Origin of the sequence: Nocardioides acrostichi, from assembly GCF_015319165.1 — a bacterium.
Lineage (GTDB): Bacteria > Actinomycetota > Actinomycetes > Propionibacteriales > Nocardioidaceae > Nocardioides > Nocardioides acrostichi.
Map to the genome: position 1 here is coordinate 122,882 of NZ_JADIVZ010000003.1, position 18,939 is coordinate 141,820.

19 protein-coding genes are annotated in these 18,939 nt (G+C 71.3%); 9 read left to right on the plus strand and 10 right to left on the minus strand.

Annotation, left to right across the window (positions count from 1 at the left end):
* Positions 1 to 6 precede the first annotated feature (6 nt).
* Positions 7 to 1,209: a site-specific DNA-methyltransferase gene (locus ISG29_RS08440; protein ID WP_194502983.1), complete on the plus strand. Its 1,203-nt coding sequence runs from the start codon at positions 7 to 9 to the stop codon at positions 1,207 to 1,209.
* On the opposite strand, the gene ISG29_RS08445 is transcribed toward ISG29_RS08440, so the two are convergent.
* A complete protein-coding gene (locus ISG29_RS08445; protein WP_194502984.1) occupies positions 1,175 to 2,605 on the minus strand; it encodes a WS/DGAT/MGAT family O-acyltransferase in 1,431 nt (476 codons plus the stop codon). The genes ISG29_RS08440 and ISG29_RS08445 overlap by 35 nt on opposite strands.
* A 202-nt stretch (positions 2,606 to 2,807) precedes the next feature.
* Between ISG29_RS08445 and ISG29_RS08450 the strand changes: the two genes are divergently transcribed.
* Both ISG29_RS08450 and ISG29_RS08455 read left to right on the plus strand, forming a co-directional pair.
* Complete coding sequence (locus ISG29_RS08450; RefSeq protein WP_194502985.1) at positions 2,808 to 3,488, plus strand: HNH endonuclease family protein; 681 nt, start codon at positions 2,808 to 2,810, stop codon at positions 3,486 to 3,488.
* 151 nt (positions 3,489 to 3,639) lie between these two features.
* Positions 3,640 to 3,993 (plus strand): hypothetical protein, encoded by a 354-nt coding sequence (locus tag ISG29_RS08455; RefSeq protein WP_194502986.1) that lies wholly within the window; start codon positions 3,640 to 3,642, stop codon positions 3,991 to 3,993.
* Positions 3,994 to 4,002: 9 nt separating this feature from the next.
* Here ISG29_RS08455 and ISG29_RS08460 read toward each other — a convergent pair whose 3' ends face one another.
* Both ISG29_RS08460 and ISG29_RS08465 read right to left on the minus strand, forming a co-directional pair.
* A complete protein-coding gene (locus ISG29_RS08460) occupies positions 4,003 to 4,473 on the minus strand; it encodes a LapA family protein (RefSeq protein ID WP_194502987.1) in 471 nt (156 codons plus the stop codon).
* A gap of 172 nt (positions 4,474 to 4,645) precedes the next feature.
* Positions 4,646 to 5,533, minus strand: coding sequence for a TIGR03619 family F420-dependent LLM class oxidoreductase (locus tag ISG29_RS08465; RefSeq protein ID WP_194502988.1), 888 nt, complete (start codon positions 5,531 to 5,533; stop codon positions 4,646 to 4,648).
* Between the two features lie 252 nt (positions 5,534 to 5,785).
* On the opposite strand from ISG29_RS08465, the gene ISG29_RS08470 reads away from it, so the two are divergent.
* Positions 5,786 to 6,175 carry an HIT family protein gene (locus ISG29_RS08470; protein ID WP_207792904.1) on the plus strand — a complete coding sequence of 130 codons (390 nt, stop codon included), beginning with the start codon at positions 5,786 to 5,788 and terminating at the stop codon, positions 6,173 to 6,175.
* Between the two features lie 7 nt (positions 6,176 to 6,182).
* On the opposite strand, the gene ISG29_RS08475 is transcribed toward ISG29_RS08470, so the two are convergent.
* A complete protein-coding gene (locus ISG29_RS08475; protein ID WP_194502989.1) occupies positions 6,183 to 6,644 on the minus strand; it encodes a DUF5709 domain-containing protein in 462 nt (153 codons plus the stop codon).
* Positions 6,645 to 6,669: 25 nt separating this feature from the next.
* Positions 6,670 to 9,264, minus strand: coding sequence for a bifunctional FO biosynthesis protein CofGH (locus tag ISG29_RS08480; RefSeq protein WP_194502990.1), 2,595 nt, complete (start codon positions 9,262 to 9,264; stop codon positions 6,670 to 6,672).
* A 260-nt stretch (positions 9,265 to 9,524) separates the two neighbouring features.
* On the opposite strand from ISG29_RS08480, the gene ISG29_RS08485 reads away from it, so the two are divergent.
* The gene (locus ISG29_RS08485; protein ID WP_194502991.1) at positions 9,525 to 9,842 is read left to right on the plus strand and encodes a hypothetical protein; all 318 of its coding nucleotides are present in this window, start codon (positions 9,525 to 9,527) and stop codon (positions 9,840 to 9,842) included.
* Here the strand turns inward: ISG29_RS08485 and ISG29_RS08490 are convergent.
* Together ISG29_RS08490 and ISG29_RS08495 are read right to left on the minus strand one after the other, a co-directional pair.
* The gene (locus ISG29_RS08490) at positions 9,823 to 10,851 is read right to left on the minus strand and encodes an LLM class F420-dependent oxidoreductase (protein WP_194502992.1); all 1,029 of its coding nucleotides are present in this window, start codon (positions 10,849 to 10,851) and stop codon (positions 9,823 to 9,825) included. The genes ISG29_RS08485 and ISG29_RS08490 overlap by 20 nt on opposite strands.
* A gap of 41 nt (positions 10,852 to 10,892) precedes the next feature.
* Entirely contained in the window at positions 10,893 to 12,989 is a 2,097-nt protein-coding gene (locus ISG29_RS08495; RefSeq protein WP_194502993.1) for an acyltransferase family protein, read from the minus strand.
* Between the two features lie 142 nt (positions 12,990 to 13,131).
* Between ISG29_RS08495 and npdG the strand changes: the two genes are divergently transcribed.
* A complete protein-coding gene (npdG, locus tag ISG29_RS08500; protein WP_194502994.1) occupies positions 13,132 to 13,842 on the plus strand; it encodes an NADPH-dependent F420 reductase in 711 nt (236 codons plus the stop codon).
* A gap of 175 nt (positions 13,843 to 14,017) precedes the next feature.
* A complete protein-coding gene (locus ISG29_RS08505; RefSeq protein WP_194502995.1) occupies positions 14,018 to 15,091 on the plus strand; it encodes a glycerophosphodiester phosphodiesterase family protein in 1,074 nt (357 codons plus the stop codon).
* On the opposite strand, the gene ISG29_RS08510 is transcribed toward ISG29_RS08505, so the two are convergent.
* The 3 genes from ISG29_RS08510 to ISG29_RS08520 are packed head-to-tail and all read right to left on the minus strand — an operon-like array spanning position 15,034 to position 16,830.
* Positions 15,034 to 15,273: a PspC domain-containing protein gene (locus ISG29_RS08510; protein WP_194502996.1), complete on the minus strand. Its 240-nt coding sequence runs from the start codon at positions 15,271 to 15,273 to the stop codon at positions 15,034 to 15,036. The two genes, ISG29_RS08505 and ISG29_RS08510, sit on opposite strands and share 58 nt — an antisense overlap.
* On the minus strand, positions 15,266 to 15,550 hold the full coding sequence (locus ISG29_RS08515) for a hypothetical protein (RefSeq protein WP_194502997.1): 285 nt from the start codon (positions 15,548 to 15,550) through the stop codon (positions 15,266 to 15,268). The genes ISG29_RS08510 and ISG29_RS08515 overlap by 8 nt, the downstream gene beginning before the upstream one ends.
* Positions 15,547 to 16,830: a PspC domain-containing protein gene (locus ISG29_RS08520; protein ID WP_194502998.1), complete on the minus strand. Its 1,284-nt coding sequence runs from the start codon at positions 16,828 to 16,830 to the stop codon at positions 15,547 to 15,549. The genes ISG29_RS08515 and ISG29_RS08520 overlap by 4 nt, the downstream gene beginning before the upstream one ends.
* A gap of 137 nt (positions 16,831 to 16,967) precedes the next feature.
* On the opposite strand from ISG29_RS08520, the gene ISG29_RS08525 reads away from it, so the two are divergent.
* Together ISG29_RS08525 and ISG29_RS08530 are read left to right on the plus strand one after the other, a co-directional pair.
* The gene (locus ISG29_RS08525) at positions 16,968 to 18,263 is read left to right on the plus strand and encodes an ATP-binding protein (RefSeq protein ID WP_194502999.1); all 1,296 of its coding nucleotides are present in this window, start codon (positions 16,968 to 16,970) and stop codon (positions 18,261 to 18,263) included.
* Positions 18,260 to 18,925 carry a LuxR C-terminal-related transcriptional regulator gene (locus tag ISG29_RS08530; RefSeq protein WP_194503000.1) on the plus strand — a complete coding sequence of 222 codons (666 nt, stop codon included), beginning with the start codon at positions 18,260 to 18,262 and terminating at the stop codon, positions 18,923 to 18,925. The genes ISG29_RS08525 and ISG29_RS08530 overlap by 4 nt, the downstream gene beginning before the upstream one ends.
* The last annotated feature ends 14 nt before the right edge of the window (positions 18,926 to 18,939 follow it).

An 18,939-nucleotide genomic window follows, 5' to 3' on the forward strand; every position in this document is an offset into this window, starting at 1 on the left:
GGGTGCGTGCCGGCGACCAACCGTTTCGTCGAGGGCGACAACCTCGAGGTGCTGACGTCGCTCGCGGCGCGCCGGGAGGTCTTCGACCTCGTCTACCTCGACCCGCCCTACAACACCGGTCATCGCTTCGCCTACACCGACGACGTGTGCCCGGCGCCGGGTGAGACCCGGCACGAGGCCTGGACGGCGATGATGCGTCCCCGCCTGGCGGCGGCGCGCGAGGTGCTCGCCGAGCACGGCGCCATCGCGGTGAGCATCGACGACGGAGAGGTCGCACACCTGCGGCTGCTGCTCGACGAGATCTTCGGCGAGGCCAACCGGCTGGCCCAGGTGGTGGTGCAGCTCAACCCCAAGGGCCGTCAGCTCGGGGGAGGGTTCGCGACCTCGCACGAGTACCTGCTGGTCTACGCGCGCGACGCAGCGGCGTGCGTGCTCGAGGCGAGCAGCGTCGACACGGTCGATCCGCGCGACTTCCCGCACCGTGACGACACCGGGCCGTTCCGGCTGCTCCCGCTGCGCAACACCAACAAGCGCTTCCACCCCGGCTCCGCGCCGACGCTGCACTACCCACTGCACGGCGACGCGTCGTCCGGCCGGGTGGCGACGGTCCCCTTCGATGGCTCGCAGGAGATCCTCCCAGTCTTCGGGGACGGCGCCTCGGCGGTGTGGCGGTGGAGCGCCGCGCTGGTGGCCGAGCGCTCCGGCGAGCTGGTGTGCCGGGTCGTGCGGGGTCGGCTCGGCGAGCGGGTCGACGTCTACCAGCGCGACCGGTTGCACGCCGGCCGCCGCAAGAAGCTCTCCACGATCTGGCTGGCCGAGGAGGTGGGGTCGACCGACACGGCCGTCGCCGAGCTCAAGGCGCTCGTCGGGCACGTCTTCGAGTCACCCAAGCCCACCAGCCTGCTGCGCCGCATCGTCGCCACCATGCCGGACGACGCCCGCGTGCTCGACTTCTTCGCCGGCAGCGGGACCACCGGCCACGCCGTCGCACAGCTGAACGCTGCCGACGGCGGTACGCGCACCTGCCTCTCGGTCAACTCGGCCGAGCCGACCCGGCCCGGCTCGCGTGCACGTGCGGCCGGGCTGCCCACCGTCGCCGACATCACCCGACTGCGGCTGCGCGCGGTGGCCGAGCGGCTGGGCGGCGGGTTCGACGATCTCGGATCGACGCGGGCTACAGCACCCCCGCGCCCTTCTCGAGCGCGATGACCTCCTCGTCGAGGAAGGTGAGCAGGCGCTGGAGCCGCGGCACGGTGCGGCGGCACCCGGTGAGGCCGAAGCCGATCCGGCCGTCGTAGGAGGTGCACGTGATGTTGAGCGCCATGCCGTTGATCGGGATCGACAGCGGGTACGTGCCGACCAGCTTCGCGCCGTTCCAGTAGTGCGTGGTGCGTGGGCCGGGCACGTTGCTGATGATGAGGTTGTAGGCCGGGCGCACGATGCCGTGCATGTTCAGCAGCGGCGGCACGATGGCGGGCAGTTGGCCGATGGCGGTCATGGCGAGGATCTGCGCCGGCGTCATGGTCGACAGCGCCTCCTTGCCATCGGTCATGGCGACGTGGATGCGGTCGAGCCGGTCCAGCGGATCCTCGAGGTCGGTGGCCAGGGGCACCATCACCGAGCCGACGGCGTTGCCGCCCTCGGCCGAGGCCACGTGCGACTGCTTCGCGTTCAGGCCCACCGGCACCATCGCGACCAGCGGGTCGTCGGGCAGGGCGCCCAGCTCGAGCAGGTACTGGCGGATCGCTCCGGCGGTCATGGCGAGCACGACGTCGTTCACGGTGGTGCCGGTGGCCTTGCCGATCGCCTGGAGCCGCTCGAGCTCCCACTCGTCGGCGGCGAAGCGCCGCGACCCGGTGATGGTCTGGTTGAAGATCGTGCGGGGGGCGTGGAACGACACCGACGACGCCTCGTTGCGCGCGCCCCGGGCGAGGGTGCGCACGAAGGCGCCGGGCATGCCGGCGGCGTCGGCGGCGATGCTCATGGCCGTGCCCATGGTGTTCTTGAGCACGGCGAGCGGCACCTCGGGCAACGACTGCGCGCCGCCCGTAGCCCCCTCCTTCTTGTCCTTCTTGCGTCGCGGGCGCGCCTCGGCCGCCCAGAAGGCCGACATGTCGCGCTCGTCGGGATCGGTCGAGAGCACGCTCTGCAACAGCCGCATCGCGCTGACGCCGTCGACCAGGGAGTGGTGCACCTTGGTGTACATCGCGATCCGGTCGTCGGAGAGACCCTCGATCACGTGCGACTCCCACAGTGGCCGCTCCCAGGCCAGGCGCGTGGAGTGCAGGCGCGAGCACAGCTCGAAGAGCTCGCGGTAGCGGCCGGGCTGCGGCAGCGCGCTGTGCCGCACGTGGTGCTCGGCGTCGAAGAGCTCGTCGGGCTGCCACACCAGCTGGCCACCGGTCTTCACCGAGCGATGCGGGTGCTTCAAGAAGAGCGGGGAGACGTCACTGACGTCGCGCATCTCCTCGTACATCGTGCGCACGTAGTCCGGGCCCGCGCCCTCGGGCTTCTCGAACAACTGGAGCCCACCCACGTGCATGGGCATCGAGCGGTTCTCGACGAGGAGGAAGGCGGAGGAGGTGGGGTCGATGGGCGTGACCACGAAGAACCTTTCGGACAAGGGGTCGTGCGTGGGGCGCTGCGGACGTGCAGGGTGATCGTGCTCCCGAAGTGGGAGTCGTCACAACCCACCCCAACGTTTCTCTCACGGACAGGTCACGGTCGTTGACTGGTCGCCTCGATCACGTGAGGCTCATGACACAGCCCCCGGGATCGGGCCCGGGAGCCCGCACCCGGGGAGACCCATGCCCATCTCGAGATCCGTCCTCGCCTCACGCCTCGGCGTCCTCGCCCTCCGCGCCGTCCTGGTCGGCCTGCCCCTGGGAGTCGTCGCCGCTCCCGCGGCCGCCTACGCCCAGGACTACTCGGCACCGCTCGAGACCGCGATCAGCGACCTGCCGACGCAGGCCGAGAACGACACCGGCTACGACCGGTCGCTGTTCCCGCACTGGATCGACGCGGACGGCGACGGGTGCAGCACTCGCAACGAGGTGCTCATCAAGGAGGCCGACGACCCGGTGAGCGTCGGTGCGGGGTGCTCGCTGTCGGGTGGGCGCTGGTACTCCTACTACGACGGCGTCTCGTGGACCGATCCCTCTGACATCGACATCGACCACATGGTGCCGCTGAAGGAGGCCTGGGGGTCCGGGGCCCGCTCGTGGAGCACGGCGACCCGGCAGGCCTACGCCAACGACCTCGATGACTACCGCACGCTGGTCGGTGTCACCGACAGCGTCAACCAGTCCAAGGGCGACCGCGACCCCGCGGAATGGCTGCCCCAGCAGCAGGTCTGCCGCTACGTGCGCGAGTGGGTCGCGGTGAAGCATCGCTGGGGTCTCTCGGTGGACAGCACCGAGAAGTCGGCGCTCACCTCGATCGCCGACGGCTGCACCAACTCCACCATCACCGTCACGCTCGCCCGCTGAGGTCTGCCCGCCGGCGCGCTCTGTCTCCACAAGACGTCGGTGCGTGGAGTCGATCCACAGGCGGGCCCCGACGGGCGTCGGATGAGGCGAACCGCGCCTAGCGTCCCGAGCAGCGCCGGACCAACCGGCGTCCGACCTCTCGGGAGACACCATGACCATCCATCGAGCGCACGCCGGCGCGCGTCACGCCGCGGCCTTCGCCGTCGTCCTCACCGCAGCCGTGCTGGCCCCCCTCAGCGCGCGCGCCGACGACGCCCGCCCGAACTCTGAGCGGGAGCCCGCCGGCGACACCATCGTGCGGGTCACCGGCACGGCCGACAACGGGTTCGGTATCGAGTACTACGACGGAACCTCGGAGTTTCCGCCCACCATGAGCGAGGCGATGGCCGAGTGCAGCGCCTACGCCGCGCGCGTCGGCCGCGCCCGCTGCCGGGTCGAGGTGAAGACCTGGTACCGCGACCTCGAGGCGACCAAGCACGCCATCCGCTACGCCAAGCGGAGATGACCGCGGCTCCTAGGCGTTCGAACGGGCGGCCTTCTTCTGCGCCTTGATGCCGCGCTTCGTGCGCCGACGCAGCTGGAGGATGCGCAGCGTGCCGGCCGCCGCCGTGAGCAGGATGCCGGCGGCCACGGCGATCAGCACCACTACCGCGACGGGGAAGTCGCCTTGCCAGCCGAGGAACTTCACCGGCGTGGCGGTGGTGTTCTGCGCGATGAAGATGACCAGCAGCACCAAGACGATGCCGAACCCCACCGTCGCCACCCACACGCCGCTCGTCAGCGACCCACGCAGCGGGTTGTCCTCCGACACCGGGGCCGGCGGGTGCTGGCGGGGCGACTCGCGAGGGCCGGAGTCGCTGGCCTCTCCGGCCGGGGCAGAGCCCTGGGCGGCCTTGCTGCTCGGCGTCGTGGGCTGAGAGGACGACCGGGTCGAGCCCGGCATCCGCTCGTCGGAGGCGCCGGCCGGTTCTTGCGAGGAAGTCACGAACGCGAGGCTAGCGCGCGCACCGACCGTCACGAGAACACCCGGGCGGGTGTCACTGGTCTGGACCGACCAGAAGAATTTGGCTGCTTCTCACCCTTTCGGGGTGACAACCGCCCGTCGACCTCGTACTGTTTCTGGTGAGCCGCTGGTGACCCGAGACGCCAGCGGCTCTTTACTTTTTCCTTGTCGCCGAGTTGGCCGCCCCCAGTGGGGCCAACACCTCGTCGGCAAAGCGGTGTAGCCCGTCGAGCTTCTGCTCCAGGCTCACGTCGAGACCGTGGTAGTACGCCCACGGCTGGGTCATCACGTCGGTCACGCCGACGTCGGCGGCGCGGGCGAAGTCGTCGACGACCAGCGCATCGGTGAGGGCCACGGCTACACAGAACTCGTCCTCGCGGCCACCCTCGGCGCGCAGGTCCGCAAGACGCCTGGCGAAGGTGCCCGCCTCGTCGACGGTGTACATGTCGCCGATCCATCCGTCGTGGCGCGCCGCGCGACGCAGGGCGACCTCGGACTGCCCGCCTACGTAGACGGGCACGGCGCCGGGGGAGGGCTCCATCGACATGCGCGGGGCGGTGTAGTGCTCGCCCTCGAACTCGGTCCAGCCGGGCTGCCACAGCGCCGCCATGAGGTCCAGCGCCTCGTCGGTGCGGCGGCCCCGGGTGCCGAAGTCCTGCTCGAGCAGGTCGAACTCCTCTCGGCACCACCCGATGCCGGCCCCCAGCGCCACCCGCCCACCGGAGAGCACCGCGGCCGTGCCGATGGACTTCGCGGCCTGGAACGGGTTGCGGAGACTGAGCACGTAGACGCTGGTGATGAAGCGCAGCCGGGTCGTCTGCGCGGCCAGCGACCCCACCAGAACCCACGGGTCGGGCCACGCAGACTCCGGCCGCCACCGGCGCCGTCCGTCGGGGGTGTACGGGTAGGGCGTCTCGATGGTCTCGAGATCGAGCACGTGGTCGGGAATGGTGACCGAGTCGTAGCCCGTCTCATCGGCCGCCCGCGCGATGGCGGACAACTCCTCGACGGGCACCCACGCCAGGTTGATGGAGAACCGCACGGTGCCGACCCTAGGGGCTCACCCGCCACCAGTCTCCACGTGACCCGTCGCCAGTTTTCCGCTGACCTGCCACCAGTTTTCAGGTGACCCGCCACGAGTTTTCAGGTGACCTGCCACGAGTTTTCGGGTGACCTGCCACGAATTGTCACCACAGCCGAACAGAATGGGCACGTGGACTCGGATCTGCTGCCCGGTTGCTTCCCCTGTGAACAGCAGTCCCGTCTCGCAGAACTGCCACCTCGCGAGCACCTCGTGAGCACGGCGCATTGGCGGGTGGCGCACGCCTTCAATTCGACGTTGCCCGGATGGTTGGTCATCCTGCCGACGCGGCACCTGCTGGCCTTGACCGAGATCCTGCCGGAGGCAGCCGGAGAGCTCGGCGGCCTGCTCCATCGCCTCTCACGGGCGCTGGAGCAGGTGACCGGCTGCACGAAGACCTACCTCATGCAGTTCTCCGAGGCCGAGGGATTCAGCCACTTGCACGTGCACGTGGTGCCGCGGATGCCCGACCAGCCCGACGATCGGTGTGGGCCGGCCGTGTTCGGCTACCTCGTCGACGACGAGCAGCAGTACCTCCCGGCGGCCGAGCGCGACCGGGTGGCATGCGGCGTCCGCACCGCCATGGAGCAGCTCGCGCAGTAGCGGCCGGCTACTCGTCCGGGACGACGTGGACGGCGGCCTCCTCGGCGCTTGCCGCCGCTCCGTCGATGCCGACGTCGTCGCCGATGAGCTCGCTCTCGGTGTCCTCGCTCAGGCCCTCGTCGGGTGCGACCAGCCGACCGGCGCGCCGGTCGCCCACCTCACCCTCGCTGTTCTCGGTGGTGGTGGCCGCCTCGAGGTAAGGATCCGGCTCGGGCTCCTCCTGGGCGACCCGCTGCTCCAGCGACTCGCCGGTGGCCTCCTCGTACGGGGTGTTGCCGAAGCCCTGGCCAGCGGAGTACCGCTCCGGTGGTGAGTAGCCGCGGTCGAGCTCGTCGTCGACGTCGGGCGCGCCCGTGCCGTCGCCCAGGGTGTCGTCGGTAGTGAGCTGGTCGCTCTCGTCGATCGAGTAGCCCTCGTAGGTCTCGTTGTCGGCGTCGTCGTGTGCGGAGTCGTGCGGTCCGGTGCTCATGCCCTCACCGTAGGCACGTGCCGGGTCACCCGTTCGGCTGCCGAGTGCCGTACAGGGTCGTGCGCTCGCGCACGGGCCGGCCGATGCCGGCGCCGATCTCCTCGAGCTCGGCGACCGTCTTGGCGGAGCCGTGCTCGGAGCCCGCCATCCGCGAGATGGTCTCCTCCATCAGCGTGCCACCGAGGTCGTTGGCGCCCGCGCGCAGCATCGCCCGAGTGCCCTCGACCCCGAGCTTCACCCAGGAGGTCTGGATGGAGTCGATGCGCCCGTGCAGCATGATCCGCGCCATCGCGTGCACGGCGAGGTTGTCGCGCAACGTCGGACCCGGACGGGAGACGCCGGCGAGATAGATCGGTGCGGAGGTGTGCACGAACGGCAGTGGCACGAACTCGGTGAAGCCCGCGTTGCCGTGCTCGCGCGCGGCGTCTTGGACCCCGGCCAGCACTCGCAGGTGGCCGACCCAGTGCCGCGGGTTGTCGACGTGGCCGTACATCATCGTGGAGGTGGTCGGGATGCCTACCCGATGCGCGGTGGAGACGATCTCGATCCAGGTGCGGGCGGGCAGCTTGCCCTTGGTGAGCACCCAGCGCACCTCGTCGTCGAGGATCTCCGCGGCCGTCCCGGGCAGCGAGCCGAGGCCGGCCTCGCGGGCCTTAATGAGGAAGTCCTCGATCGAGAGACCCGTGCGGGCGGTGCCGTTGACGACCTCCATGGGCGAGAAGGCGTGCACGTGCATCGCGGGCACGCGCCGCTTCACGGCGGCGACGAGGTCGAAGTAGGCCGACGCCGGCAGGTCGGGGTCGATGCCACCTTGCATGCAGACCTCGGTCGCACCGAGGCTCCAGGCCTGCTCGGCGCGGTCGGCGACCTCGTCGTAGGAGAGCGAGTAGGCGTCGGCGTCGGTCTTGCGCTGCGCGAACGCGCAGAAGCGGCACCCGACGTAGCAGACGTTGGTGAAGTTGATGTTGCGGTTGACCACGTAGGTGACGTCGTCGCCGACCACGTCGCGCCGCAGGTCATCAGCCAGGCGGCACACCGCCTCGAGCAGGCCTCCCTCGGCGGTCATCAACATCAGTGCGTGCTCGTCCGAGAGTGCGCCGGGGTCGGCCTCGGCAGCCGCGAGCGCCTCGCGGCCCTCGGCGAGGTTGGCATGCACCCCGGCGCCGGCGCCCGTCGAGCGGGCAGCCTCCCCGACGGCGTCCCAGTCGCCGTAGACCTCGGTGAAGTCACCGCGCCGGTCATCGGTGCGCCCCTCGGTGTCGACGGCACTGAAGAGGTCGGTGCGACCGGCCGACTCGAACCCGCCATCGGGCTCCTGCCACGGCAGACCCGAGGGTCGGACGCCGGGGCGCGCGAGACCGTCGGGACCGGCCAGGGCCGCGACGTGGCCCAGCACGCGCGGGTCGAGCCAGCCGGTGTCGCCGGCGAGCGCGCGACGCACGTACTCGGGGTGCACGGTCAGCCGGGGGCGCAGCTCGAAGCCGGCCGCGTCGGTGATCTCGCGCAGCCGCTCGAGAGTCGGCCAGGGGCGCTCGGGGTTGACGTGGTCGGGGGTGAGCGGGGAGACGCCGCCCCAGTCGTCGACGCCCGCCTCGAGCAACAGCCGGCACTCATCGTTGCCCACGGAGTGGTCGGTGAGGTTCGGCGGCGCCTGCACGCGCATGCGCGGGCCCATCACCAGCCGCGTGACGGCGATGGCTGCGCGGTACTCGTCGAGGTCGAGGTCGTCGACATGGCGCATGGCCGTCTCGGGCTTGGCGCGGAAGTTCTGCACGATCACCTCTTGGATCGCGCCGTAGGCCCGCGCGGAGGCCCGGAGCGCGAAGATGGTCTCGGCGCGCTCGGTGAGCGTCTCGCCGATGCCGACCAGCAGGCCCGTGGTGAAGGGCACCGAGAGTCGACCCGCGTCGTCGAGCACCCGCAGCCGCACGGCGGGGGCCTTGTCGGGCGAGCCGTAGTGGGCCAGGCCCTTGGTCTCGTGCAGCCGGGCGGAGGTGGTCTCGAGCATCATGCCCATCGAGGGCGAGACGGGCTTGAGCCGGTTCATCTCCTCCCAGCTCATGACTCCCGGGTTCAGGTGTGGCAGCAGCCCGGTCTCCTCCAGCACGCGCACCGCCATCGCGCGTAGGTAGGCGAGTGTGGAGTCGTAGCCCTGCTCGTCGAGCCAGGCCCGCGCCTCGGGCCAGCGGTCCTCGGGCCGGTCGCCGAGGGTGAACAGCGCCTCCAGGCAGCCCATCTCGGCGCCCTGAGTGGCGATGGCCAGGATCTCGTCGGGGGAGAGATAGGGCGCGCGCCCCTCGCGAGCAGCCTGGCCGGGCGTCTCGACGAAGGTGCAGTAGTGACAGCGGTCGCGGCACAGCCGCGTGACCGGGATGAAGACCTTCGGTGAGTAGGTGACGATGCCGCGCTCTCCAGCGGCGCCCTGCGTCAGCCGCGCGGAGGCCGCGAGCCCCGCGTCCCGGACCCGGGCGGCCGCAGCGGTCAGCCGGTCGAGGTCGGAGCCGGTGGCCGCCAGCAGCACGGCGGCCTCGTCGATGTCGAGCGCGGCCCCCCGCTCCACGCGCGCCAGAGCGCGACGCAGCTGCTGGGGGGTGGGTCGGCCAAGAGCGGTCTTTGACACTCCGTCAGGCTAGCCGGGGGACCGGCCCGGGCGGGGTGGGTCTCGCCCGGCAGCGTCGTCGCCGTGCCTCGCATCGACCGTGAGTCATGTCACACGCAGGGCGTGTCCCGTGTTCCAGGGGCTTCACAGAGTCGAGGAAATCCGTGAAACTGCGGGTGGACCCGGCGGCAAACCCCCGGGGAGAGCGTGTCTCTTCTGTCGTGCCGGGTCGTTGGACCAGCGTGAAGCCAGAGGACACAGCGCCCGGAGGTGCATGGGGAATGGAGCAGTCGTCGACCGGACGACGTGCACGCACGACGGTGACCGTGCTCGGACTGCTCGTGGTGGTGACGCCGATACCGGTCGGGCTCGTGCTCGCGTGGCAGGTGCACCCCGTGCTGGCGGTGCCTGCCTACCTGCTCGGCATCCCCGTCTACCTCTCGGTGTTGATCTGGGCCGGGGGCGGCCTGCGTCGCCTGCTCGGGCGCACGCGCAGCCGCACCCAGCAGATCACGCGGTCGAAGTCGACCGGCTCGAGGTCGAGCGGAAAGAAGTCGGCCAGCGGGGCCGACTCCGACATCAGGACAGCCACTCCTTGACGGTGGCGATCGTCGCAGCGGGGTCGTCGGAGGCAGGGCTCACCGAGAGGTGCGTGACACCCGCCTCGCGGAACGCCTCGATGCGCTCCTTGACGTAGCCCTCGGGCCCGACCAGGTTGCCTGCCTCGAGCCAGGCCTGGGGGACCAACGCCTCGGCCTCCTTCTTCTTGCCGTCGAGGTAGAGATCCTGGATCTGCTTGGCCTCCTTCTCGAAGCCGTACTGGCAGGCGAGATCGTTGTAGAAGTTCTTGCCGCGCGCGCCCATGCCGCCCACGTAGAGGGCGTACATCGGGCGCATGAAGTCGAGCATGCCCTGCACGTCGTCGCCGATGGCGAGCATGCCACCGGCGCTGACCTGGAGCGGGCCGAGGGCGGCGTCGCGCTTGGCGCGGCCCTGGTCGAGGGCCGCGCCCCAGACCTCGGTTGCCTTCTCGGGCAAGAACAGGAACGGAAGCCAGCCGTCGGCGATCTCGGCGGTCATGGCGACGTTGGCGTCGCCGAGCGCCGCGACCCACAGCGGCAGGTCGGCTCGCTCGGGCTGGTTGAGCAGCTTCAGCGGCTTGCCCAGGCCCAGGCCCTGGTCGGCCGGCAGCGGCAGGGTGAAGATGCCGTCGCTGGTGATCCGCTCGCCGCGCAGGCCCTGGCGCAGGATCGAGATGATCTCGCGGGTGCGGCCCAGCGGCTTGGAGTAGGGCATGCCGTGGAAGCCCTCGATGACCTGGGGGCCGGAGGCACCCAGGCCCATCACGGCACGGCCACCGGAGACGTTGTCGAGTCCCGCGGCGGTCTGCAGCAGGGCGCCGGGAGTGCGGGAGTAGACGTTGAGGATGCCGGCGCCGATCTCGACCGTCTCTGTCTTGGCGGCCAGGTAACCCATGAGCGTGGGCGCATCGAAGCCGTACGGTTCGGCGACCCAGATGAGATCGAGCCCGGCCTTCTCGAGGCTGGCGACCTCGTCGGCGCTCTGGCGGGGGTTACCGGCGTAGACCAGCGGCATCGACAGCTTCACGTGACTCCTCAGGGCTCGGGGCGGGACGTCGGGGCGTCGGCTCAGGGCTTGTCGTCGAGTTGCAACGCGTGGCCCAAGGCTCCCGCCAGTCGGGCAGCGTACTCGGTCGTGATGTGATCGGTGTCGCGGTAGGAGAGCACGTCGCCGATGACCACCGGGCACTCGTCCTGCCAGCACAGCCAGGGCGTGGGGTCGACCACCTCGGCGCCGTTGAGCAGAGCCGACTTGACCACGATGTCGCCCAGGATCGTCGAGCGCTCGACGGGGGTGAACATGCAGTTGAGCAGGCTCGGCTGACTGCCGGTGAGGCACTCGCCCGGATCCTGGTGCGACTTCGGTACGTCCTTGATGACCACGACGCGGTCGGAGTGGGCGCCGAGATCGGCGAAGGTGCGGTCGTAGCCCTGCTCCAGCACCGGGGCGATGTCGTTGATGCTGGTCAGGCGCTTGCCGTCCTGCCACACCCCGTTCACCGGCGGGGACGACGCGATCACGGTCAGGTCGGGGTGCAGGGCCGCGACCTGGTCGGAGACCCACTGGTGGAACTCGTCGCAGGCGCTGAACACCACCGGCTCGTTGACCGGCGAGACCGTGACGTCGCCGGCGGGACACTGCGGCTTGACGAGGTAGAACGCCCGCCAACCGGCGTCGGCGGTGATCTGGTCCATCGCGGGGATCCACGCACGTGCGTGGGAGTCGCCGATGAGCACCAGGGTGTGGTCGCCGTTCGGGTCGCCACGCACGCACAGGCTGCGGACGTCGTTCTCGTAGTCGCAGGCCCCGACATCGGCGATGGAGTTGCGCAGGTCGAGCAGATTGGGGTTGAGGTTGCTCGGGATGCCGACCTTCTGACGAGCCGCCTCGACCGACTCCTTGACCAGGGCGACGGTGTCGTCGCCCTTGGCCGCCTTGCCCTTGACGGTGATCGCGGGGTTGTCACCGAACTCCCCGCCCCGGGCGTTGGTGTAGACCTGTCCGCCGCTGAGCACGAGGCCGACGACGACCAGGCTCGCGGGGTAGAGCACCAGGGTGCGGGGCGTGGGCAGCCGGAGGGCGAGGCCCCCGCTGCGGAAGGGCTCCTCGACGAAGCGGAAGGTCAGGCCGGCGAGGTTGAACACGATCAGCAGCAGCACGATGCGCCCGGCCGGAGTGAGGTCGTGCCCCAGGTGGTGCTCGGCGAGGATGAGAGCCGGCCAGTGCCAGAGGTAGAGGGAGTAGGACCAGTCGCCCACCGTGCGAGCGGGCTTGCTGGTGAGGACGGCGCGGACCGGCGGCAGCAGCCCGTCGGGGCGGGCGCCGGCCATCAGCAGGGCCGCGGTCGCGAGCACGGGCAGGGCCGCGGCGTAGCCGGGGAACACGGTCTGGGCGTCGTAGGCCACGCACGCCACGGCGACGCCGACGACGCCGCCGACGCTGAGCAGCCATCCGACGATGCGCGGCATCCGGTGGGCGACCTGCGGCACGAGCAGTGCCGTGATCGCGCCGACGCCGAGCTCCCACGCCCGGGCCAGGGTCGAGAAGTAGGCCTCGGCCGGAGCGTCCTGGGAACTGATCATCGACCACGTGAACGAGGCGATCGTGAGCACTACGAGCATGCCCATGATGCCCCGTCGCGGCAGCCGCTGCTGGCGACCCAGCCCGGAGACGCGTCGCGCGACCGCGACGCAGGCCACGAGGAGCAGCGGCCAGACGACGTAGAACTGCTCCTCGACGGCGAGGGACCAGTAGTGCTGGAGGGCCGACGGCCCGGTGTCGGTGGCGAAGTAGTAGACGCCTTGCTGCGCGAAGTGCACGTTGGCCAGGAAGAGAGAGGACCACACGGCGTCGCCGAGCAGTTCGCGGGCCGTGAGCAGCGGCAACGTGACCAGGCCGGCGATGACCGTGACCACGGTGACGACCGTGGCGGCCGGCAGGATGCGGCGGGCCCGCCGGGACCAGAACCCGGTCAGGGAGACGTGGCCGCCGGTGCGCAACTCGCCGAAGAGCAGCCCGGAGATCAAGAAGCCGGAGATGACGAAGAAGATGTCGACGCCGACGAACCCGCCGGAGAGGCCCGGGACACCGAAGTGCGCGGCGATGACCGTGAGGACTGCGACGGCGCGAAGCCCCTGGACATCACCGCGGAACCTACCCGGCACCCCCGATTCCCCACATCTCGGTCGCACTTGTCGTATAGCCCTCCCACGATACCAAAGCGTGACCTCCCCGGCCCATGATCGCCGCGGGGTGCGACGATGCCCGGAACCACCAGAGACGTCCCCGACGAGGAGATCGCACCCCATGAGCAGCCCCAGCGCCCCCGAGGCCCACGACGGACCCGTCGACCAGCGCTACACGGTGGCGGTGATCGGCGGCACCGGGCCGCAGGGCAAGGGTCTGGGCTACCGGTTCGCGAAGGCCGGTCACACGGTGGTGCTCGGCTCGCGCTCGGCGGAGAGGGCCGGCCCGGTCGCAGCCGAGGTCACCGAGCGGCTGGCCGGTGTGCGAGGTGCGGGCGAGGTGTCGGGCGCGGCCAATGCCGACGCCTGCGCCGCGGCTGACGTCGTCCTGCTCGCCGTGCCCTACGACGGTCACGCCGAGCTGGTCGAGGCGCTGCCGCTGGCCGGCAAGACCGTGATCAGCTGCGTGAACCCGCTGGCCTTCGACAAGCGTGGTGCGCACGGCCGGGTCATCGACGGCGGTGAGGGATCGGCGGCCGAGGAGGCGCAGCGGCTCCAGCCCGAGGCGACCGTGGTCGGCGCGTTCCACAACGTCTCCGCGGTGCTCCTGTGGGGCGAGGACGACGTTCTCGACGAGGACGTGCTGGTCGTCGGCGACCTCGCCGACGCGAAGGCGGTGGCGATGGACCTCGCGGCCGCACTGACCGGACGCCGCGGCATCGACGGCGGCAAGCTGCGCCTGGCGCGCCAGCTCGAGCCCTTCACCGCAGTGCTGATCTCCATCAACCGCAAGTACAAGACCCACGCGGGTCTGCGCATCACCGGCGTCTGACCCCGCGAGGGGTCGCGAATCGTCCCGCGAGGGGTCGCGAATCGTCCCGCGAGGGGTCGCGAATCGTCCCGCGAGGGGTCGCGAATCGCTGCTCGAGGGGACTCCTCGTGCGTTGCTCACCTCACGTTCACCTCGGATATGCCGCGTGGTCCACAGCCCGGCAGAACGTGGGGGCATGCAGTCCTCGATGGTGGTGACGCCGGCGGTGGTCGGTCACCGGGGTGCCAGCGCCCACCGCCCCGAGCACACGCTCGAGGCCTACGCCCTGGCGATCGCACTCGGCGCCGACGACATCGAGCTCGATCTGGTGATGAGCGCGGACGGTGTGCTCGTCGTGCGCCACGAGACGGAGCTGTCGCGCACCACGGACGTCGCGGAGCGACCCGACCTCGCGCACCTGCGCAGCAGCCGGCTTGTCGAGGGGCGCCGGGTCGAGGGCTGGTTCGCCGACGACCTGACCTGGGAGCAGCTCAGCACGCTGCGGACGCGGGAGCGCTGGCCCGCGTTGCGGCCCGGTTCGGCACGGCACGACGGGCTGGGCGGCGTGGCCAGCCTCGACGAGGTGCTCGGCCTCGTCGCCGCCGAGTCGCTGCACCGGGGCCGTGCGATCGGGGTGATGATCGAACTCAAGGACTGCGCGTGGTTCGCTGCGCGCGGCCTCCCGGTCGACGAGGCGCTCGCCGCCGACCTGGCCCGGCACGACCTCGACCACCCGCGTTCGCGGGTGAGCGTGATGTCTTTCGAGCCGACCATCCTCCAACGGCTCGCCCCGATGCTGCGGGTGCCGCTCGTGCAGCTCATCGACCACCTCGACGACCGGCCCGCCGACCTCGCGGCGCAGGGCCTGGCCACGACGTTCCGTGACCTCGCGGCGCCGTCCGGGCTGGCGGGTGTCGAGCGCTACGCCGACGGCATCGGCGCCCGGCACTCGCTGGTCGCCCGCGACGTGCTCACCTCGGCCGGTCCCCGGGTGCTGCCCAGCAGGCTGGTCGTCGATGCACACCGAGAGTGGCTCAGCGTGCACGTGTGGACCGTGCGGCCGGAGAACCAGTTCCTGCCGCGGGTCTTCCGTCGCGACGCCGACCGCGACGGCCACGGCGACGTCACGGGGTACGCCACCTGGCTGCTCGAGGCCGGCGTCGACGGGCTCATCACCGATGTGCCCGAGGCGTGTCTGCTGGCTCGGGACGGTCAGCCGGTCGGGCTCGATGCCTCGGCGAGCGGCACGAGCACCCACGCCGCCAGGTAGGCGATCACCAACGACCCGGCGCCCAGCACCGTGGCGACGACGGTGAGGATGCGCACGAGCGACGGGTCGAGACCCAGGTACTGGGCGGCGCCCGAGCACACCCCGCCGAGCATCTTGTCGTGCGGGTCGCGGGTGAGTCGCTTGGGCTGCTGGTAGGCACAGGGCTGGGGTGCTTCAGTCATCGTCGTTCTCCTTCGAGAGAGGGGGGAGGTCGGAGGTAGGCGTGGCTGGCGCTTTGCGGCGGCGTGGCCGGACGGCAGTCGCCAGCAGGCCCGCGCCACCCGCGAACAGCCACGGGATCGGCAGCAGCCAGCGCAGGTCGTGGCCGACCACGGAGTCGGTCTCGAACAACGCCCAGATCACCACGAAGCCCGCGAACACCAGGCCCATCACGAGATGGGCGACGCTGATCGGGTGGCGCCCGGAGGGCGCGGTGGGCGAAGCGCTGTCGGTGCTCATGGCTGGGTCACCTGGATCTCTCCTATGTTCGTGTCCGCGACGATGCGGACGAAGGGCGTACCGGGGTCGGGCGGGGTGCGCATGCTCAGGTGAGACCCGATGCCGCCCGCCTCCGCGCCGAAGAGGTCGAGGTGGCCGGGACCGGAGATGTCACCGGTGGCGCGGGCCGAAAGGCCCTTCGGGAGCCGTACCTCGATGGTGCCGGCGGGTATGTGGATGCGCACGACCCGGCCGTCGAGCGCATCGACATCGTCGATCGCGCTGAGATCGAGGACGACGGCGCCGGAGGCGAGGTCGTAGTCGGACTGCACCTCGGCGGCGGTCAGCGGCGTGATCACCTGCTCGTCCGGGTCGATGTGGTCGGCGGCGGTGGCGATACCGAGCACGGGCAGGGTCAGCAGCCCGAGGAGCACCAGTCCGCCGGGGCGCCCGTAGACCGAGCCGACGAGCAGCATCAGGGCGACGACTCCCAGCGCCAGGGCCGGATAGGCCGAGGCGGGGACGCCGGTACCGGCCACCGCGACCGTGCCGAGCACGCCCTCGGCGAGCGCGACGAGGGCAAGGGTGAACCAGAACAGGATGGGTCCGGGTCGCCGGGGTCGCGGGGGCGGGGGAGGAGGCAGCGGTCGATCGTCCGGTTGTTGCAGGGTGAGCGTGCGGGCGTCCTCGCGGGCCTGCTGGGCGTACGCCGCGGCGTACTCGCGCGGCTCGGGGAGGCGGTCGTTCGGGTCAGGTCTCCACGCCGTGGGCGGTCGCTGGCCGCGCTCGCGGCGGCGTCCGACCAGCACGATCACGACGACCGCCACCAGCACCAGCGGCCACGGCAACCAGTCTCCGCCCACCGAGCCGCCGACGACATCGGAGAGGAGCACCAGCGCGCACACGGCGCCGATGATCGTCAGGGCCAGCGACCGGTTCCGCTCCTCGACGTCGACCACAGCGGGCCGGCCGTCGTCGAGCGGCATCAGCAGCCAGAGGGCCACGTAGGCGAGCAGGCCGGCGCCGCCGAAGAGGACGAGCACGGCGAACCCGACGCGCACGATGACCGGGTCGACGTCGAGGTGTCGCGCCACGCCGCCGGCGACGCCGGCCAGCTTGCGATCACCCGTCGAGCGGGCCAGACGGGAGAGGTCACGCAGCTCGTCTCGGGTGACCCGGGGGCCGCCGTCGGTGTAACCCGTGGCGCTGTGGGTCGAACTCTGGTCCGACGTCTGGTCCGACGTCTGGGTGGCGCTCTGGGGCCCGGTGGCCTCGTCGCCGCCGGGAGGTGTGCTCGTCATGGCACCAGCCTGGCGTTCCGGGACGAGGGCCACCATCGGGGAGAGCCCTGGTTTCCGGTCCAGGGTCGGGCTCGGGGTCCGGCTCGGGGTCGACCCCGGTGCCGGTCCCCCGCGCGCGTGTGACGATGGGCGACGTCATGAGCGCCGTCCAGCCCCCCTCGCGCATCGCCGGCTCCGCCCGGGAGCCGCGCCGCGCCTACCGCGACACCGACGGGCAGGTGATCGGCGGCGTCTGTGCGGGCCTCGCCCGGCACCTGGCGCTGCCGGTGCTGTGGGTGCGCGTCGCCTTCGTCGTGACGGCCGTCGTCAGCGGCCTCGGACTCGCCATGTACGCCGGCCTCTGGTTCCTGCTGCCCTCCGACACCCGGCTCGGGCTGGACGCCGAGGCGCCCGGCCTGGCGAGCGCCCGGCGTGGTGGGCGGCGTGCGGGGCCGGTGCGCAGGCTGGCCGACAGCGGTCCGGTCATCGCGCTCGCCGCCCTGGCCGTCGGGTTGCTGTTCGTGATCGACGGCGTCTTCGCCCGGGGCGCCGTGCTGTGGCCGCTCCTGGCGGCGCTCGTGGGGGTCGGTCTGCTCTGGCGGCAGGCCGACGAGGCCCAGCGGGAACGGTGGGTCGACGCGACCGGCCGGATGGACCCCGTGCGCGTGGTGTTCGGGTCCGGTGGTTGGGCCGCCTACGGGCGGGTAGCCGCCGGGGCCGTGCTGGTGAGCGGGGCCTTCTTGCTGTTCGCGCTGCGCGGCGGAAACATCGGGCAGGCCCGTGATCTCACGCTGGCGGCCCTGGTGGGCGTGGCCGGCATCGCGGTCGTGATCGGGCCCTGGGTTCTGCGGCTGGCCACCGACCTCACCGAGGAGCGTGAGGAGCGGGTGCGGAGCCAGGAGCGTGCCGACGTGGCCGCCCACGTGCACGACTCGGTGCTGCAGACGCTGGCGTTGATCCAGAAGACCTCGCACGATCCGGCGGCGGTGGCGCGGCTGGCACGGGCGCAGGAGCGCGACCTGCGCACCTGGCTGTTCGAGGCTCCCGCGCAGGCAGACGCGTGGTGGGCACGGTCGCTGCGTGACGCGGCAGCCGAGGTCGAGGACGCCTACGGCTCGGCCGTCGATGTCGTCACGGTCGGTGACGCTTCGCTGGACGACGTCTTGCGTGCGGTGCTGGGCGCCGCCCGGGAGGCGATGACCAACGCGGCCAAGCACGCGGGGGTTCCCCGGGTCGACGTGTACGCCGAGGTGGCCGACGGCCGGCTCGAGTGCTTCGTGCGCGACCGCGGCGCCGGGTTCCTGCTCGACCAGATGCCAGGGGATCGTCACGGCGTACGACACAGTGTGATCGGGCGCATGGAGCGGTGCGGCGGTCGCGCGGAGGTGCGCTCGACGCCGGGGGAGGGCACCGAGGTGCGGTTGGCGATCGATCTGCCGAAGGAGGAGTCATGAGTGGCGCCGTACGGGTGGTCGTCGTCGACGACCATGCGATGTTCCGGGCCGGTGTGCGCGCCGAGCTCGCCGCCTATGGATCGGCCGGGCCGATGATCGTCGAGGTCGTGGCCGAGGCGGCCGACGTCGAGGAGGCCGTGTGCGCGGTCGCGGAGCACGGGCCCGACGTCGTCCTGCTCGACGTGCACCTGCCCGGGGGAGGCGGGGTCGAGGTCATGCGACGGGCCGCCCGCGAGGGCACCCGCTACCTCGCGCTCAGCGTCAGCGACGCCGCCGAGGACGTCATCGGCACCATCCGCGGCGGTGCCCGCGGTTACGTCACCAAGACCATCACCGGCGCCGAACTCGTCGACGCCATCGGTCGGGTGGCCGACGGTGACGCCGTGTTCTCCCCGCGTCTGGCCGGGTTCGTGCTCGACGCGTTCGCCGGGGTGGGCCAGGCAGCGCCGTCGGGGATCGACGAGGATCTCGACCTGCTCACCGAGCGTGAACGAGAGGTCATGCGGCTGATCGCCCGCGGCTACGCCTACAAGGAGGTCGCCAGGGAGCTGTTCATCTCCATCAAGACCGTCGAGACCCACATGAGCTCGGTGCTGCGCAAGCTCCAGCTCTCCTCGCGCCACGAGCTCACCCGCTGGGCCTCCGACCGCCGTCTGCTCTGAAGGCGTGCCCTAGG